The organism is uncultured Gardnerella sp. (assembly GCF_947280595.1).
GTDB classification, from domain to species: domain Bacteria; phylum Actinomycetota; class Actinomycetes; order Actinomycetales; family Bifidobacteriaceae; genus Bifidobacterium; species Bifidobacterium vaginale_A.
The window spans coordinates 55,891-74,623 of record NZ_CAMYOS010000006.1; the positions used below are offsets into that span (position 1 = coordinate 55,891).

An 18,733-nucleotide genomic window follows, 5' to 3' on the forward strand; every position below is an offset into this window, starting at 1 on the left:
AGATTTAAATAAATAAATAATATGAGTTTATATTAAAAGTAAAGGCGCGATTTATGTGCACTAATCTTCCTTTAGAAGCAATGTTACGAGAAAACTATGTAAACGCATTAAGCACATATCCAGGTCAAGTAATAGTTGATTTGCGTGCTCTAAGAGATAATATGCGTACGCTTGTTTCTATAGTTTCGAAAAATTTACAACCTAATCAAAATCCGCCTGCTGTTATGGGAGTTGTTAAAGCCAACGGTTACGGTCATGGGCTTATCCCAAGTGCTTTAGCAGCTCTTTCTGGTGGAGCTACTTGGCTTGGAACGGCTCAACCTTTTGAAGCTTTGAAACTTCGTAAAGCTGGCATAAATTCTGATCGTTGTCGCATATTAACTTGGCTTACAAGTGCTAAAACAACGCCTTTTGAAGATCTAATTAAATCCGATATTGATATTTCAGTTGGCTCTATTGATTCGCTTGATGCTGTTGCATTAGCTGCAAAAAACTTATGCAAGTGTGCTCGTGTGCATGTAAAAGTAGATACAGGTTTTGGTAGAAACGGTTTTACTCAAGAATTTTTCGATTCTGCATTATATAAGCTTAAAAATTACGCTAATAGCGGTTTTATAAGCGTAGTAGGGCAGTGGAGTCATCTTGCAGTTGCAGATAGTCCAAATGTACAAGAATTTATTAAAGCAACAGATGAGCAAATAGAGCAATTCCACGAGTTTACGCATCGAATGGAAAATGCTGGATTGAAGCCTAAAATACGTCATTTAGCAAATACTGCTGCAACTCTTAGTCGTCCTGAAATAAGATTTGAATTAGTTCGCCCAGGCATAGGTTTATATGGTTATGAGCCTGATCCTTCTATGGGAGTGCCACAAGATTATAATTTGACTCCAGCAATGACTTTGCAAGCTCAACTTGGAACAGTTAAAAAAGTTAAAAAAGGTCATGCAATATCGTATGGACGCACGTATTTAGTTCCAGAAGACACAAGCACAGCTATAGTTCCTCTAGGATACGCTGACGGAATTTTAAGATCTTCTTCGGGATTTGATACTCAAGGCTCTAAGAAAGTTGATAAAAGTGGCGCGCCTGTACGTTTTGAAACGAATTCAGGACCTAAAATTCTTCGCGTTTCAGGTAGAGTTTGCATGGATCAATTTATTATTGATTTGAAAGCATATTCTGAAGATATTGGAGTTAAAGAAGGCGATACTGTTAGACTTTTCGGACCTGGTCGCGGAATAAAATACGCAGAGCCAACTGCAGATGATTGGGCTGAATCTGCTGGAACTATTAGTTATGAAATTATGACTAGTATAGGCTGCAGAGTGCCAAGATTATATAGAAATGCTTACGAAGTTCTATCTCAAAGCGATATTGAAAAACTAGACAAGCGCAGCCTTATATGAGCTAAGCCTTATATAAGCTCAGACTTATATGAGTTCATCCTTATATAATCTCAGCCTAGTAAAACAACAATAGTCTTAGTTTTATGTAAGTTTAAATAGCGAAGATGTATTAAATCTGCAATAAAGCGTGTAGTGTGGATTAAATCTGCAGTGAACCGTGTAGTGTGGATTAGATTTGTAATGGAGTGTGAATTAAATGTGCAATGAAGTGATTGCTTCAGATAATGAAGTTGTTGGAGAATATGATTTGCATGATACTGAGCGATGGGCGAGTGAGCCTCATCATACGCGAGTTCGTACTCCATTTGAGCGCGATCGTGCTAGAATAATTCATTCCTCAGCTCTTAGACGTTTAGGTGCTAAAAGTCAAGTTCTTGTTGCAGGTTCAGATGATTTTGCGCGCACTCGTTTAACTCACACACTAGAAGTCGCACAAATTGGTAGGCAGATTGCTGCAATGCTTGGTTGTGATCCGGATGTAGTTGATTGCGCGTGCTTGTCGCATGATTTAGGGCATCCTCCTTTCGGGCATAACGGCGAGCGTGTTCTTGCTGGAATCGCAAAAAATATTGGTGGTTTTGAAGGCAACGCTCAAACTCTTCGTCTTCTGACTCGTTTAGAAACTAAAGTTTTTAACGAAGATGGTCGTAGTGCAGGAGTTAATCTTACGCGCGCGGCATTGGACGCTACTGTGAAGTACCCTTGGAGTCTTAAAGAAGCGAAAGCTCACGATAAAGGTGAGCGTGATGATAAATTCTGTGTTTATCCAGACGATACTGATGTGTTTGAATGGCTTAAAATTGGAGCACCTCTTGAGGCTCGTCCAATGGAATGTCAAATAATGGATCTTTCAGACGATATTGCTTACAGCGTGCATGATATTGAAGATGCAATTGTTGTAGGTGCTTTTAATCCTCGTAGTGTAGATGATCCTTCTTTAGCAGATAGTGTTATTGAAGAAACTCACGAGTGGTATGGAAAACAATGGGATTGCGATAAGCTTTTAGCCGCTTTTCAACGTTTGCGTAAGCTTAATGTATTCCCTGAAAATTTTGATGGTTCTCGAAGATCTTTAGCTAAGTTAAAGAATATAACAAGTATGCTTATAGGTCGTTTTGCAATTTCTGTTGAGCGAGCTACTCGTGAACAATATGGTAAAGGTGCGTTAATTAGATATCGTGCGAATGTTGTTGTTCCAGAAGATACAAGTTATGAAATGGTTATGCTAAAAAGTTTAGCAGTTCATTTTATAATTGCTCCGCGTGAGCGCGAGTTTTATAGGCGTGAGCAGAAAATTATTACTGATTTAGTAGAAGTTTTTATGAGTAAATCTCCTCGTCCTCACGATGCTATGGAACCAGTTTTTGTGGATGATTGGAACGAGTGCACTAACGATGATGAGCGTTTAAGAGTGGCAATAGATCAAGTTGCAAGTCTTACAGACGGATCTGCTACAACTCTTCATGCTGCATTATGTTAATTGACATACGTTTAGTTATAAGCCTTAAGATAGAGTAAATATTATGGCAGGAATCATTTCACAAAAAGACGTTGAGCGCGTTAGAGCAACAGCAGATTTATATGACATTATCTCTGCAACTGTTGCGTTAAAAACTGCTGGAATTGGTTCTTTTGTAGGTCTTTGCCCTTTTCATGACGAAAAAACTCCAAGTTTTAATGTTCGTCCTTCTTTAGGCGTTTGGCATTGTTTTGGTTGTGGTTTAGGCGGAGATGTATTCGATTATGTTGAGCAAAAAGAGAATATTGATTTTCGTGAAGCTGTTGAATTATTAGCAGATAAATATCACATAGAATTGCATTATGATAATTCTAAAGACGATAAAGATAAATCTCATGTTTCAACTAAGCGCGCGCGTTTGCTAGAAGCAAATGATGCTGCTCAAGAATTTTTTGTTAAAAATCTGCTTATTCCGGAAGCCTCTGCTGCACGAAAACTACTAGCAGGTCGTAATTTTACTCAAGCTCAATGTGAAAGATTTGGTTGCGGATATGCTTTACAAGGTTGGGATAATCTTGTTCGATACTTATCTTCACGTGGTTTCACGCATCAAGAATTATTAGATGCAGGTTTAGCTCGATTATCTCAGCGCGGAATTTATGATTATTTTAGAGGTCGTCTTACATGGCCAATTCGAGATTCTACAGGCAGAACTCTTGGATTTGGCGCTAGAAAACTTTATGATGACGATTCTATTAGCGCAAAATATATCAATACTCCAGACACATCGCTTTATCGTAAAAATCAAGTTTTATATGGTATTGATATAGCAAAACCAAATATTGTAGAAAAACGACAAGTTGTGATAGTTGAAGGATATACAGATGTTATGGCTTGTCATTTAGCTGGAATTGATACTGCTGTGGCAACTTGCGGTACTGCTTTTGGCGTTGAACACGCGAAAATGGTTAGACGCTTAATAGCAGACGATTCTTTAGGTGGTATTCAGCTTGTTGGTCCTCTTAAAGTTAAAGGTCAAAATGTAAGTTCGCGAATTGTTTTTACTTTTGATGGGGATGCTGCAGGTCAGAAAGCTGCAATTCATGCTTTCGGCTTAGATTCAGCGTTTTTAACTCAAACTTTTGTTGCGGTTGCAGATAATAATTTAGATCCTTGTGATTTGCGTATTCAAAGAGGTGATGAAGCAGTTCGAGCGCTGATTTCTAGCGCTAGTCCGCTTTATGATTTCGTTATCAACACTGTTATACGTAAATTTGACACAACTTTTGCAACTGGTCAAATGGGAGCTGTAAAGGCTGTTTCGCCATTGGTTGCGCAAATTAGAGATAGATCCTTGCTAGATATGTATACGCGTAAAGCAGCGAGATTTATTGGAATTGATTTGACTATTATGCGCCGTGAAGTTGAATCCGCGAGAAGACGACTTCATATTAAAACAGAGGATGCTTACGCTCCAAGATTCGAGTCGCAATCTTCGCAATCTTCATATTCTTCAGCATCTGCGTCTGCATCTGCGTTTTCTGGAGGATCTGCTGTAAATTCTGTTTCTCAAAAATTTATGAATCCTGCAGAACGATTGAATATTATGCGAGAAGCATATCATTCACAAAGCTATTATCGAATTGACGACACAGTTTTCATGTGTGAGCAGCAATTTATGTCTGTGTTAGTTCAAATGCCTTTAGCTTTTCAAGAATCGCTACTTTCGCGTTTGACTTTAAATAATTTTATTACTCCAATTTTCAGAACGCTTTTTCAAGCTTTTATAGCTGCAGATGGATTCCCTGATCCAAATATAACTCAAGGACTTTGGCTACATAAGCTAATGAAAGCTGGCGGACCTGTTCTTGAACCTGTTATTACAGAGCTTGCTGTTACACCATTGCCGCTTGCGATTTCTAAAAGAGAAGATTACAACGCGTCTATTGGATTTAGCGCTTATGCTAATCAAACACAAAGTCAGAGCATCGCGAACAGTCAAAATGCTCAAAATGCTCAAAATGCTCAAAACATTGGTTCTCCTGCAGATACTCTGAGAAGGCCAAGTGAAAGTGAGTCGCAATACGCTAACGAGTTGCTTATTAAACTTTTAGACATCGGATATATGCGTAGAATTGGTGCCGCTAAAATTCGAATGTCAAAATTACCTGATTGCAAGGAGAAACTAAATCTTCTTGGGGAAATTAGCTCTATGGAAGCTGAGCGCAAAAATCTTAGATCTCTGACTAACTAACTAACTAACTAATATAAAATCAGTTGGTCTTAATTATTTGCGCCTGCAACCGCTTGCTTTAAGATTTTGAGTTAATCTGCGTTAAACAGGAAAATCTTATAAAATGTGCAAGTATTACAATTAAGCTAAGTTGTTTATGCGAGCAGATATAGCAGCTCCTAGTGCTCCAACAGGCTGATTAGATGGCACAAGCACAAGTCTTTTAGTAACATTCAAGCTTTGTAAAAATGGGCAAGTACTAGCGCGATTGTTAAGCTCTTCGCAAATAATTTTAAGCAACTTCTCGCCAGTTCTTGCAACTCCGCCTCCAATAGCAATAATTTGCGGATCGTAAGCGTGTACAACGATTTGTACAGCATCAACCATTGCATGAACAACCATATCTAGCACTCGTTTTGCTTGAGGATTCCCATCTTCAGCTTTCGAGATCAAATCTGGCATAGCTGGATTCGCGTAAGGCCATAAGCGCGATATTGCACCTCCGGAAGCAACTGTTTCTAAGCATCCTTTTTGTCCGCAAGGGCAATCGAACATATTTGCGTCTACTGGTATATGTCCGATTTCGCCGTAAGCTCCACTAAAACCATGTAAAGCTCTTCCGGATTTCACAACACCAGCTGCTAATCCTGTGCCAAAATTAAGCATAACTACTGTTGAATCACAATTCTCAGTATTGATATTCTCGAAAGTATTGTTCTCGTAAACTAAACTAGCAGCTCCAAGTGCTGCTGCATTTACATCGTTTTCAACATGAACGCTAGCGCCATATTTAGCGCAAACTTCAGAGCCTAATTCTAAAGTAGTAATACCTAAATTGACAACGTTTTTTACGCATCCAGTATTCCAATTAACTTGCCCTGGAATACCGATTCCAACAGGTATAGGAGTTTCAGATAACTCTTTAGCTACACGCGTAATATCGTCTACAACCTGTTTTTCGCCGATTCTAGAGGGTATTCTTAATTCTTTAAGCACGTTATTATTCTCATCAATAACAATGCCTTCAATTTTTGTACCGCCAATATCAATCCCTATCGTTAAATTATGATCTCTATTCGGCATTTGCATATTCATAACAGCTCTTTTCTATATTTTGCATAGTTTAAGCACGTCATTTTGTACCTAATTCATATGCATTTTTACATAATTTTATTTTTCGTTTCCTTGCATAAATCCTAAAGAATTAAGGAAAACAATAAGATCTTGCTTATTTTTGAACACAGCTGTATTTATTAGAATGCGTTCGCATATGCTTGCAAGTTCTTCTCGAATAGCATTTTTAATAACATTCTTATCTGTATTTCCTTGTAGAGTTTCACGCAATTCATCCCATACGAGTTTAAACTCAGACTCGTCTTCTGGAAGTTTCGCATCTTTGCCGTATTCTAAAGCTTTTTCAATTTCATCAAGTTGTTTCACTAATCTTCCCGGAAGTATAAATAATCCTTGAGCTTCGATTAGTCCAATAGGCTCTTGTTTTACAGCATAATATTCAGGATGAGCGTGGAAAATCCCATCAGGGTACTCATTGCTTACAGCGTTATTTCTGAATATGAGATTCATCTCGTATCCGCGCGCTGTTTTAATAACGCTTGGAGATAAAGCTGATTGAGGATTTTGATTCTCATCTTTTGAAGAAATGTTTAACTTAGGATTATCGTAATCTACCCATGCTTTACGTATATAATCACATACTTCAATAATGTTTTCTCTATTTTTAGACACGACTCGTATAGCAGTTCCAGGCCAATCTAAAACTTCAAGTATTGTATCTTTATAATTTTCAAGGTGGAGAGTTTTTAACGCCGGAGCATGATGCATAGGCATATGCTCTCCACCTCCTTGGTAATGATCATGAGCAAGAACTGATCCGCCAATTCTAGGAAGTGCTGCATTGCATCCTAAGAAGTAATGTGGAAATTCGTCTACAAAATCAAGCAAATTAACAAAAGTATTGCGATTGACAACCATAGGAGTATGTTGTGAATTTACGCATATTCCATGTTGATTGAAGTATCCGTAAGGGGAGAATTGCCAGAACCACTCTTTTCCGCCAAGATTTAGAGATAGCGTGCGCAGAGTGCGTTTATTTCTACCTGCGAATCCTTCATTTTCTCGGCAAATAGTGCATTTAGGATATCCTCCAGATACGCTATTTCCGCTTGCTGCTTTACTCATATTCTTAAATTCAGGCTTAGCTAAATTGATAGTAATTATGAGATTATGTGAGTTAAATCGAATATTTTTCTTTAAAGCAGCTTGTTTAACATAAGTATTATTTACGCAATAGTTGTAAAACCATTGTTGAGCGGCACTAGAGCCTTCTTTTTTCTGCGTTTGCTCAAAAAGTTGCTGTATTTTAGAAGGGTTAGCGCTTAATAATCCCATAATTGTATCGCTATACGTATCTTCTTCGCTTGGATCGAGAAGGTTCGCATTATAAGCTGCTTGGAAGAAACGATTTAAAATATCATCAATTGAAGAATTACTTGCGCCTTCTGCACATTCTGCGTCTTCTTTTGATCTCGCTTTGCAATCTTCGTCTTCTTCAATGCTTTTTTGCTTATCTAAAGAAGATGATTTATAAGAATCTAAATTAAATAATGCAAAAATGCGATTCTTCGTAATATTTGCATCAAGTGGATCAAGATTCAATGATTTTTGTGCAAAGTCAATAAGCTCATCAATACTTTCATACACAGAATTTAATGCAACTGTCATAATACGCCTCTTTGTTTGTATCACTTTATGAACGACTTTGTTGGTTGCATGCGTTTTATAAAAGCTTATATACAACCAACAAAATCATTTGCACCAATTACTTTTAATCTTCTAAAACGCGCTTCTTTTTGTGATTTTGAATAAGTTTTATATTTATTATTGTTATTCAATAATTTATTCATTCATAATATCGTCTATTATTTCGCGTATTTCAGTTGATTTTTCTTCCATTTCTTGAACTAATTTAATTTGCGTACGAGTTCTTACTAAATTGTGATCCTCGTAGTGAGTTGCAAAATATGTATCTCCTTGCAAATAATCAGTTAAGAATCGCATTCCGCACTCTAAAGTGAGCATATTGCCTGCAATAGCTAATAATTGCGTTTCGTTTTGCGTAATATTGTTCTTCTGCTCGCTAATAAATCCTTGAGCATAAGCTTTGAAGAATTCAGTGCTAAAATGAACTTTATCAATATCTTTTTCGTCTTCTAACGCTGTTGAAGCGCCAAAGCGAATAGAATCTCCAAAATCATAAAGCATGCTACCAGGCATAATCGTATCTAAATCTATAATCGCACGTGGCTTATGAGTAGTTGCATCCATTAAAATATTATTCAATTTAGTGTCGTTATGCGTAACTCTTAAAGGAATTTCTCCACTTTCTAAACCGCTTGTAATAGTAGAGTAGAAATCAGCGTGTGACATATAGAAGTCGATTTCTTTTTGGCAAGTTTTCGCTCTATCAAAACGATCTTCGCTCACAGCTTTTTTGAAGTCACAAAAGCGATGAGGAGTATCGTGGAAGTGAGCAATAGTTTCAACTAATTTCGAAGCGTCAAATTCAGCAAGATAATTTTGGAAACTACCAAAAGCTGCACCTGCATCTTTAAATACTTGCGCATTTGGAACTAAATCGTAAGAAATAGTATTTTCAATAAACGCATACATTCTATACATTTCAGGCTTATTATTTCCATCAACGTATTCGTAGTAGCTTTTCTTATTATGAGTAGGTATGATTTCCAAAGTTTCTTGATTTTTAGATCTCAAGAAATTTGTTACTAGCTCAATATTTCTCATTAGATTGACTGTATCTGGGAAGATATCAGTATTCATCTTTTGTAAAATATAGCGGCGATGCTTGTTGACTGCTAGATATGTTGTGTTAATGTGACCGCTACCATAAGGTGTGATTGTTGTAAAAGAATCTTCAACATTAAATTGTTGTGCGATTTCGTTAAGTGTTTCGTTATTCATAATAATAATTCCTTTTTAAATAACACATTGAGCTACAAGCTGCATTGCAAGCAGCTCAATGTGTAGTGACAAACCATTGTAGAGTGTGTTGCGTTGAGAAAATCTACAATGTTTGCCATTTAATGGCGCTTGAATCAAGATGGAATTGATCAAGAGTGCCATCAGCTCGTTGTACGGTAGTATCTTGCGGTTTATCTGTGTTGTTGATAACGCAATACATGTTATCTTCTGGGAAGTGAGCTACTTCGCACTCTGGATTAGTTGAACTCCATGCTGCGTAGCAATCTTCTTTATGGCATGCATAGAAGAGTATGCGTTCCAAAAGACGAGCATTTACAGCAGAATAAGGAAGCCCAGAAATATATACTCCTCTTCCTTTTCCATAGTTATTAGTTGCAAGCTGGACTTCTCCATTATCTGCTCGCAAAATCTCAACCTTTTCGTTAATAGGGTATGTGTTTAAAATCACTTCACCAAAATCAATATCATTTAACGAAGCAGGTTGTCCGCCACCGCAGCCACTCAAAGCAATAGCGCGTTTGCTATTGGCTTGTTCGATTTGGCTTTCACTTGTTGGTATATCTTGAGTTATGAAGTGTTTGCTAACTAAAGCAGGGAAGTACTTGTCAATTGAAAGAGTCTGGAATCTTTCTTCATCAACTCCGAAAACATCAGCTAGTTTGAAGAATCGAGTATCGTTTGGCTGATAATATGAGCTTGGTTCGCCAACGCCAATCAATCCTCCTCCATTTAGAACCCATTGACGCAAAGTTTCAACGAGTTGAGGATTCTTCCAAACTTCTCCGCCACTGTATGAAGTATTTACAGGACCTCCTGTAACAACTACGTCAATATCACTATCTATTCCGTGAGCTAATACATCTTCAAAACTAATGAATTTTACATTCACTCTCATTCCTGAAAGTGCTTCGAGAATTCCGTAGTATGAATATGTTTGCTTGTTTGGAAGTGCGTGTGCAACAGTGTACGCCATCCAAGAACGCATGCTTCCCCAAGCGTTTAGAATAGCAACATTTAATTCGCCTTCAGCTGCATGTCCGTGAGTTCTATCGTGAATATCGCGGAATTCGTTTGCAATATTTGTAACAGTATCTACAAACTTAGGGAACTTTGCAGCTAAAGATAAGTATCCGCCGTATCCCATTCGAGAAATCGGGGAGCGAAGAATAGCTCTACGAGCTTTACGCCAATTGTCTAAACCTTCAATGCTAGGATCGTTTCCTTCATAGAAAGTATCTGGGAAGAAGTAAGGAAGGAATCTGCCTTCAGTGTATTTAACGCCTGGAATGTCTGCAATCATGCGAGTTGTAGTTCCATCTCCAATTGATCCAACTACAGCGTCAAGTCCAAGTTCGTCAAATCCTTCTTTATATGGCTCTGTTCCAATCCATTGGTCGCCAAGGAACATCATTGCTTCTTTGCCATGAGCATGAGCCATGTCTACCATTGTTTTTACGTTTTTGCGCACGAATCGTGTTGTGAAGTCAATCCAATCACGTTGAGCTTTACGCGGGCAACGCCATGCGGAATTGTATGATCCTGCATCCACGAAATCTTCAGGTCTAAGTCTATACCCGTATTCTTTTTCAAAATCGTCAAGTGCTTCAGGTGAAACTGTGCAAGAGCATCCGAACCAATCAACTACTTTTTCTCTGTGTGATTCATCGAAAAGCAGAGTGAATTGATAGAAGAATGTAGTGAATCGCACAACATCTGTTTGAGGATTATCCTCTAGCCATTTCTCAAATGTTCGCATAACGAAATCGCGAGTTTTTTCATGATAAATATCAAATGGAATCTCGTGCTCTTTATCTCCCCAATTATTTGTGAGGTGATTATACATTTCAACAGGATCCCAAATAATATATGCAAGGAATGAAGCAGTGTATTCATGCATTGCAATAGTGTTATCTACTATTACGCTATGAGTTGATTTTTCTACTCTCCAAGATTCGCAAGGTACTATTTCTCCTGTAGTACGGTCAATTACTTCCCAATATTTATGAGGATTTGCATCATAATTTGGAGTTAGTTGCTCATTGAAGAAATGTTCCATAAGAGGGATGGTTGTGTTATTTGATTCCGCAAGTACCCTTTCACTTAATAAGTAGACTTGCGGAGTTTCATCCATGTGTAGAGTAATCCATTCGTTGTGTGCGCGAGTAGGGAAGTAAGCGCTGTAGATTTTTTTACCTAAGCTAAGAACTTCTTTATCTAATTGAGTTCCATCTGAATTGCGAATGGCATCTGCGCCCCATAATTCCGCGAGCTGCTTGGTTTTTTCTGCGAAGTTTGATTCGCTTGGCAACGTAAAACGTCCAGTCGAAGCCATAATAATCTATCCTTTCTCTCCCCATTGTGAGATTGAAATAAGTCCGCAACTACCTCGATTGCTAAAGTAAATGTTAGCATCCATAAAGTATTTTGTCAACGTTGCTGACATAAATATTTTATAATATTTTTATATAAAATTATTTGTGTTAAAGCCTTTATTGTTGTGCATGTAAATAAAATTTATCTTGTTATTTATTTTATATGTAATGGTAGTGTAATAGTTTTTATTGTATTGATGATATTCATAAAAATGAGTAATTCAAAATCGTAAAAAATAATCTTAATTTTATTTGTAAAATTAGTGTCATATTGAGTTTTGGCGAAAAATAGCTAGTTATAATAACAATAATAAAAGTAAAGAGCATTGACGAAATGATTGAAAAATGTATAATTATTTATAAGTATTTTTTGTTATATCACGTGTTGCTACAGTGTGGTAGTGTGATGCTCTTGAGTGGAGGATGAGATGAGTAATGAGATAATGAAGAAGTTACCTTCAGATATTAGGGTTAATAATATTTCAGCAATTTTTAGTTTGCTTTTCCCTACTAAACAAATGCCTAGAGTAGAGCTTGGTAATAAAATCGGTCTTTCACGCATGGCAACAAGTGAAGTTACAGGTGAAATGATACGAGATCATATTCTTCGCGAAGTCGGGGATGACGATCGTGAAGGACGCGGTAAACGTTCAAAAGTTTTGGCTATTGACACATCCTATTGGCGAGTTATAGCTCTAGATTTAACTGATTCATACGCATTTAAAGGTGCGATTATGGATTTGTGCGGAAGCATTATTAAGAGAATAGAAGTTTCTAGCACAAACAGCAGTGAAGAAAAAGTAGCTAAAATAATCGAATTATATAAAAGTTTGTCTTCTGCTACTGAAAGAAACATTTTAGGTATTGGCGTAGCTTTAGCTGGAATTGTAAATGAAGAAGGAACAGTCGTAAAATCTGTGCGTCTTGATTGGACTGATTTTCCAATTAAGAAGATTATTGAAGAAGCGACTGGTATTCCAACAATTGTCAGTCACGATACAAGTGTTTCGCTTGTTGCAGAAAGATTCTTTGGAAGAGCTACGCAAAATTCCATGCTCATAACTGTTGGCGGAGGTGTGGGCGCAAGCCTTTACATAAACGATAAGATTGTTACTGGTTCAACATTTTCTGCTGGTGAAATTGGACATATTATTGTTGATCCAGAAGGCGAAATGTGTGGTTGTGGACGCAAAGGGTGTGTAGAGTCCATGATTTCTGAGCCAATTTTGAGAAATCGTATAGCTAAAAATCCTTTAGACAGAGAAAATATACTCAGAGACGCTGGACGTACTCTTGGTCGAATAATGTCTGTACCTGTTGGATTACTTAACTTACATGATGTTGCTATTTATGGCGCATCAGATATAGTTTGCAATTGTTTCTTAGAAGGAATACGAGAAGAATTCCACAATAATATCTCGAATGGATATTGTGAGCCTCCAATTGTTTATCGTTGTTCTCAGGGAGAAGATTTGGTTTTGCGTGGACAAGGAGTGGAAGTAATTCGCAGAATGGTTCCTCTGATACATCGCGAAGGAATTGTTGCAAAAAAGTAGAAAATATAAATATTTTATTTTCATACGTTTGTTAAGCTTATCTCATATTGCTAAGTTTGTTCGTACGTGTTTAAAAACGCCGTCCTTTTATCAATTAAAGATATAAAGACGGCGTTTAGTTAATAGTCAATATGATATGAATTGCAATTTATTAGTTTTAAAAGCTTTATAAGTTTTATAAGCTTTATTAGCTTTATTCAATATCTCCTAATTTCTCAATCAACTTCATATTTTCACGATAATCCACAGGGCATGCGATTACGTCAACTCCAGATTTTTGTGCTAAAGCTTCGCTTAGCATATTGTATAAATCGTCAGGGTTTTTAACTACAGATCCTCTAGCTGAAAAGCTTTGTGCAAGCTTTACTACATCAGGATTTTTAAAATCAACGTATTCGTGTTCGCCAGCATGCAAATCCATTTTCCATTTAATTAAGCCATAAGCGTTATCTTCCCAAACTAAAATCACCATGCGCGCTCCAACTCGCACAGCGGTTTCAATTTCTTGCACATTCATCATGAAACTTCCATCACCCATAACTGCTAGTACAGGCTTTGTGTTCATTTTTCCTTCGCTATTTCGTATGAACGATGCTCCTACAGCTCCAGGAAGAGTCCAAGCCATTGTAGAAAGACTGTTATCTATTATGCAAGTATTCGGATGCATAGTTGGATACAATCTTGCCATCCACATTTTTAAAGCACCAGTATCTACAAGAACTGTTGTGCCTTCTGGAACTGCTCTACGAGTATCGTAAACGATTCTTTGCGGTTTCATAGGCATGCTTTCATCATGCTCAAATGAATGAAGCTCATCGCTTAACATTTGACGAATGCGAGGGTGGCTGACGTCAAAACTAATATTTTGCTGTTTTAACGTATTTGTAAGTGCTAACAAAGTCTGACTTATATCCGCCATAATATTCAGTGCAGCTGGATAGTGAGCATCTGTATCTTCCACAAAAGTATTTATGTGAATAATAGTTTTATCGTTATGCGGATTGATTTTCTTCGGATCAAATTGCTGAATTGAGAATCCTACTGCAATAATTAAGTCAGCTGTATCAAATGCAAAATTCTCATAATCGCGGTGCATGAATCCAACTACACCCAAAGCATTAGGGTGATTGTCTGGAAATACGCCTTTGCCTTCAAATGTAGTTGCTACAGGTACGTTAAGTTGTTCTGCGAATTTACGTAATTCTTCTTGCGCGTGCGATCTTGCAACGCCGTTTCCTGCAAGTATGATTGGACGTTTTGCTTGCTTTATAATCGAAGCAGCTTCGTTAATAGTGTCTTGAGCTGGAAGAATATGTAAAGGACGAGGTAGTGGAAGTGGCTTTGCGTCTACTGGCGCATCCATTTCACTAATATCTTCGGGTATAACAAGGCAAGTAGCTCCCGGGCGTTTACGTTGTGCTATAGAAAATGCTTTTCTTACCATTTCAGGAGCGGAAGCAGGAGCTAGCATCATAGAAGACCATTGAGTTATAGGTTGGAATAATGAAACTAAGTCAATAATTTGATGTGATTCTTTATACAAGCGAGATACATTTCCTTGAGCGCATAATGCTACAAGCGGAGTAGTGCTTGCGTTTGCTTGTGCAACAGGAAGAGTTAGATTCAAAGCTCCAGGGCCTAGAGTTGCTAAACATACACCAGGTTTTCCAGTGATATGTGCGTATGTTGCTGCCATGAATCCAGCGCCTTGTTCGTGTCTAGTTACTATAAAACGAATATGCCCATTTCTTTCTATAGCTTCTAGAAGAGGAATATTTTCTTCTCCTGGAATTCCGAAAATAACTTCAACGCCTTCGTTTACTAAACATTCAACAATCAAATCAGCTGTATTCTTAGTATGCTCAAGATTTTGCTGCTGATTTTGCGGCTGATTATTCTGCTGATTTTGCCACTTTGACGCTTCTTGATTTTTAAATTCAATAGCTTCTTGATTCAGATTATTTTCCATAACAGTTGCTCTCGCTTTTTATGGGCTACTTAATTCTACTTCATTATATTAGCTATATCAGTATTATCGAGCGATGTTATTGTTGCGCGTGTCTTAGAAAAAGGTCGGATTTTACGTTGTCTTATTTTTACTATTAACGCTTGTGTTTAAGGCTATTATACGTTGCAATTTCAACGATTTGGTCGGAAATAAAAATAAGAAATATGTGTAGTTTACGATACACTTAAAAAAGTTGTGTAAATTGTCACGGAGGAATAATGCGACGTTGGTTGCTGAACCTAGTCAAGTGTGAGACTATCCTTATCGTGGCTGCTGTTTTAGCTATAATTTCTTGTTTTTTTGTACCTCCGGATTCGCATTATCTCAGCTATATTCATACGAATACAATAGCTCAACTTATTGGTTTAATGATGGTAGTATGCGGATTTCAGCGTATCGGCGTTTTTAGAAGTATAGGATCTCGCTTACTTAGGCATGTGAAAACTGAGCGCGGATTAGTTATAGTACTTATGTCGCTTACTTTCTTTTCATCTATGTTTATTACAAACGATGTTGCGTTAGTTACTTTCGTGCCTTTTGCTATTTCTGTGCTAGTTATGGCTAATGCTGAAAAACATGCTATTTTAGTTATTACTCTTATGACTATTGGCGCAAATGTTGGAAGTATGTTTACGCCTATTGGAAACGCTCATAATCTGTATTTGACTGCTTTAACTAAGAAGTCTGCAGGAGAATTCATTAGCATTATGGCACCTTATACAATCACTTCAGCATTGTTGATGATTGTTTTTGCTTTTGTGTTTTTTAAGTCTACGAACGTAAAAGAATTTTCTGGATTGCATAGTGACGATATTGAACAAGGCGTTCTTGCTCCTTCTCAAGGTAAACCTAAACCAGATGAGATTCGTCTTATGGGTTATGGAGCAGGATTCAGTAAATGGCGTGTGTTAGTTTATTGTGCTTTATTTGCAATATGCTTGTGCGGTGTTGCTGGCTGGATTCCAGATTGGGCAATGATACTAATAATCGTGATTGCTTTTATTATTTTCGATAGACATGTATTCCGTTCGCTTGATTGGGCGCTTCCTCTTACATTTATTATGTTCTTTATTTTTATTGGTAATATGCGTAGAGTCCCAGGATTTACTGAGCTTGCCCAAATGTGGGTTGGAACGCATCCAATGGAAGTATCTATTGCTTCAAGCCAATTTATAAGCAATGTTCCAACAACTATTTTGCTTTCTGGATTCTGTGATAAGTGGAATCAACTTATTATTGGAACTAATTTAGGCGGAATGGGAACGCTTATTGCATCTATGGCTTCATTGATTTCATATAAAGGTATTACGAATAAGTATCCGCATAATAAGGGACGCTATTTGCTTATGTACACTTTAGTTAATCTGCTTTTCCTTGCTGTACTTGTTACGCTTGCGTGGATTATAGAAAAATAGTTTGTTTTTTGTTTCGTTTTTGATTTAACTTTGATTTTTGATTTTATTTTTGGTTTATTTTGAGTATGTTTTTGGTCTGTTTTTAACTTGTTTTTGAGCGATTTTAAAATTTATTATAAAATTTGCAAAATTTATTTCAAAAAATGCGAGTGTTATATTGAGTATTTGCTATACTTTCTTTTTGCGCCTCTGTAGCTCAATGGATAGAGCAACGGCCTTCTAATCCGTTGGTTGCGCGTTCGAATCGCGTCGGGGGCACGAAATCTGCTTTTTGCCTGCTTTTTGCTTGCATTTTGCGTACTATTTTCTTGCTATACGCTTTTTTATTTTATTTTTTATTTGAGTATTCGTTTTATAAGTAATATATCCCACTTATTTTATAAGTAATATATTCTCCTTAGCTTTGCGTAAAGTTAGCATTGCATGTCATGGGAGGTTATTGTGCAAGAAACAAAGCCAATTGTTGCAGTCGTAATGGGTTCCTCTAGTGATTGGGAAACTATGCGTCATGCTTGTGAAATTCTCGACAAATTCAAAGTTCCTTATATGAAACAAGTTATTTCTGCTCATCGTACTCCAGAGTTGATGGCTGATTTTGCGCATAACGCTCGTAAAAATGGTTTACACGTTATTATTGCTGGAGCTGGAGGAGCAGCGCATTTGCCTGGTATGGTTGCTGCTCAAACAACTCTTCCAGTTATAGGTGTTCCAGTTAAATCTCATGCTCTTTCAGGTTGGGATTCCTTACTTTCTATCGTGCAAATGCCGGGAGGAATTCCTGTTGCAACCACTGCAATTGGTAATTCTGGAGCAACTAATGCAGGCTTGCTTGCTGTAAGCATTTTGAGTACTACAGATAATGATCTTGCTAATGAACTTGAAAAGTATCGTGCGCAATTAAAAGCGAAAGTTGAGGAATCTAATGCCAACCTTATCTGAAGTAACAAATGGTACTGTTGAGCATTTAATGCCAGGAGCAACTATTGGAATTATTGGTGGCGGTCAGCTAGGGCGTATGATGGCTCTTTCTGCTCGATATATGGGCTTTCGTGTAGGAGTACTTGATCCAACTGAAAATTGCCCTGTATGCCAAGTAGCTGATTTTCAAATTGAAACAGATTACGATGATTTAGATGGTTTGCGTGAACTTGCGAAGCGTTGCGATGTTCTTACATATGAATTTGAGAACGTTAATGCAGATGCTCTTGATAAAGTTCGCGATTTGGTTGCTGTTCCTCAAGGAACTGACTTATTGCGTATAACGCAAGATCGTGTTTTTGAAAAAGAGTTTATAAATAATCACGGGACTGAAACTGCTCCTTGGTGTGAAGTCAATAATTTAGATGATTTAGATTCTGCTATTAGTGAGATTGGATTGCCTGCGATTCTTAAAACTCGTCGTGGCGGCTATGACGGTCATGGGCAAGATGTTCTTAAGACTCAAGAAGATGTGTCTAATATTCATAAACGTGTAGAAAAAGGTGAAAAATTCCTTCCATCTATACTTGAAGGATTTGTTGATTTTGCTTTTGAAGCTTCAATTCTTGTTTCTGGAAATGGCAAGGATTTTGTGACTTATCCTCTTGTAAAAAACGTGCATCATAATAGTATTCTTCATATGACTATTGCTCCAGCAATAGTGGATTCAAATGTTCTTAAAACTGCTCAAGATTTAGCTTTACGATTAGCTAAAGGATTTGAACTTGCAGGAACGCTTGGAATAGAGCTTTTTATTACTAAAGATAATCGCGTAGTAGTTAATGAGCTTGCGCCACGTCCTCATAATTCAGGACATTACACTATTGAAGCTGTAGATATGGATCAATTTGAAGCGCATGTTCGCGGTATTGTTGGATGGCCTTTGAAAACTCCTAAACTACTTTCTCCTGCTGTAATGGTTAATGTATTAGGTCAGCATGTTTGCGCTGTTCGTTCGATGATTTTAGAACATCCGCAATGGCATGTTCATGATTATGGTAAAGCTGAAATTCGTAAAAATCGTAAGATGGGACACATTACTGTTCTTTGCGATGATCCGATTAAGGCTGCTAAAGAGCTAGATTCTACTGGTTGTTGGGATGATGAATTAGACTAACCTAATATTGTGCGCAGCTGCCGCATAATTTTCCTCTATTAAAGTTGAATTAAAGCAGAATTAAATCTGAATTAAAGTTGAATATTTATTTGTTTAATCAACATTATTTAACTTATGTAGAGGTTTATTATGCGGTATTATTGTTTTTTAGAGTTGTCGTATTTGT

General features: G+C 37.3%; 12 protein-coding genes and 1 tRNA gene. 8 read left to right on the forward strand and 5 right to left on the reverse strand.

Translation table 11 applies throughout. The features are described from left to right. The first annotated feature begins 53 nt into the window (after positions 1–53). The 3 genes from alr (at position 54) to dnaG (ending at position 5,122) form a co-directional block, all read left to right on the forward strand. Positions 54–1,409 carry an alanine racemase gene (gene alr / locus Q0X59_RS03095; RefSeq protein WP_297643112.1) on the forward strand — a complete coding sequence of 452 codons (1,356 nt, stop codon included), beginning with the start codon at positions 54–56 and terminating at the stop codon, positions 1,407–1,409. Between the two features lie 196 nt (positions 1,410–1,605). Then, positions 1,606–2,889: a deoxyguanosinetriphosphate triphosphohydrolase gene (locus Q0X59_RS03100; protein ID WP_075523420.1), complete on the forward strand. Its 1,284-nt coding sequence runs from the start codon at positions 1,606–1,608 to the stop codon at positions 2,887–2,889. 43 nt (positions 2,890–2,932) lie between these two features. After that, complete coding sequence (gene dnaG / locus Q0X59_RS03105; RefSeq protein WP_297643115.1) at positions 2,933–5,122, forward strand: DNA primase; 2,190 nt, start codon at positions 2,933–2,935, stop codon at positions 5,120–5,122. A 120-nt stretch (positions 5,123–5,242) separates the two neighbouring features. Here the strand turns inward: dnaG and Q0X59_RS03110 are convergent, their stop codons facing one another. From Q0X59_RS03110 to gnpA, 4 genes are all read right to left on the reverse strand, one after another. Further along, a complete protein-coding gene (locus Q0X59_RS03110; protein ID WP_075523418.1) occupies positions 5,243–6,196 on the reverse strand; it encodes an ROK family protein in 954 nt (317 codons plus the stop codon). 75 nt (positions 6,197–6,271) lie between these two features. Next, positions 6,272–7,843: a galactose-1-phosphate uridylyltransferase gene (locus tag Q0X59_RS03115; RefSeq protein WP_297643118.1), complete on the reverse strand. Its 1,572-nt coding sequence runs from the start codon at positions 7,841–7,843 to the stop codon at positions 6,272–6,274. A 174-nt stretch (positions 7,844–8,017) separates the two neighbouring features. Beyond that, positions 8,018–9,106 carry an aminoglycoside phosphotransferase family protein gene (locus Q0X59_RS03120; protein WP_366517015.1) on the reverse strand — a complete coding sequence of 363 codons (1,089 nt, stop codon included), beginning with the start codon at positions 9,104–9,106 and terminating at the stop codon, positions 8,018–8,020. Between the two features lie 97 nt (positions 9,107–9,203). Next, entirely contained in the window at positions 9,204–11,453 is a 2,250-nt protein-coding gene (gene gnpA, locus Q0X59_RS03125; RefSeq protein WP_075523415.1) for a 1,3-beta-galactosyl-N-acetylhexosamine phosphorylase, read from the reverse strand. 468 nt (positions 11,454–11,921) lie between these two features. Between gnpA and Q0X59_RS03130 the strand changes: the two genes are divergently transcribed. Then, on the forward strand, positions 11,922–13,049 hold the full coding sequence (locus Q0X59_RS03130; RefSeq protein WP_075523414.1) for an ROK family protein: 1,128 nt from the start codon (positions 11,922–11,924) through the stop codon (positions 13,047–13,049). A 193-nt stretch (positions 13,050–13,242) separates the two neighbouring features. On the opposite strand, the gene Q0X59_RS03135 is transcribed toward Q0X59_RS03130, so the two are convergent. After that, positions 13,243–15,018 carry an acetolactate synthase large subunit gene (locus Q0X59_RS03135; RefSeq protein WP_297643124.1) on the reverse strand — a complete coding sequence of 592 codons (1,776 nt, stop codon included), beginning with the start codon at positions 15,016–15,018 and terminating at the stop codon, positions 13,243–13,245. Between the two features lie 257 nt (positions 15,019–15,275). On the opposite strand from Q0X59_RS03135, the gene Q0X59_RS03140 reads away from it, so the two are divergent. The 4 genes from Q0X59_RS03140 (at position 15,276) to purK (ending at position 18,567) form a co-directional block, all read left to right on the forward strand. Then, entirely contained in the window at positions 15,276–16,472 is a 1,197-nt protein-coding gene (locus tag Q0X59_RS03140) for an SLC13 family permease (protein WP_297643126.1), read from the forward strand. 185 nt (positions 16,473–16,657) lie between these two features. Beyond that, positions 16,658–16,730 (forward strand) — tRNA-Arg (locus Q0X59_RS03145). 183 nt (positions 16,731–16,913) lie between these two features. Next, on the forward strand, positions 16,914–17,411 hold the full coding sequence (gene purE, locus Q0X59_RS03150; RefSeq protein WP_075523412.1) for a 5-(carboxyamino)imidazole ribonucleotide mutase: 498 nt from the start codon (positions 16,914–16,916) through the stop codon (positions 17,409–17,411). Continuing rightward, complete coding sequence (gene purK / locus Q0X59_RS03155; RefSeq protein ID WP_297643127.1) at positions 17,395–18,567, forward strand: 5-(carboxyamino)imidazole ribonucleotide synthase; 1,173 nt, start codon at positions 17,395–17,397, stop codon at positions 18,565–18,567. The genes purE and purK overlap by 17 nt, the downstream gene beginning before the upstream one ends. The last annotated feature ends 166 nt before the right edge of the window (positions 18,568–18,733 follow it).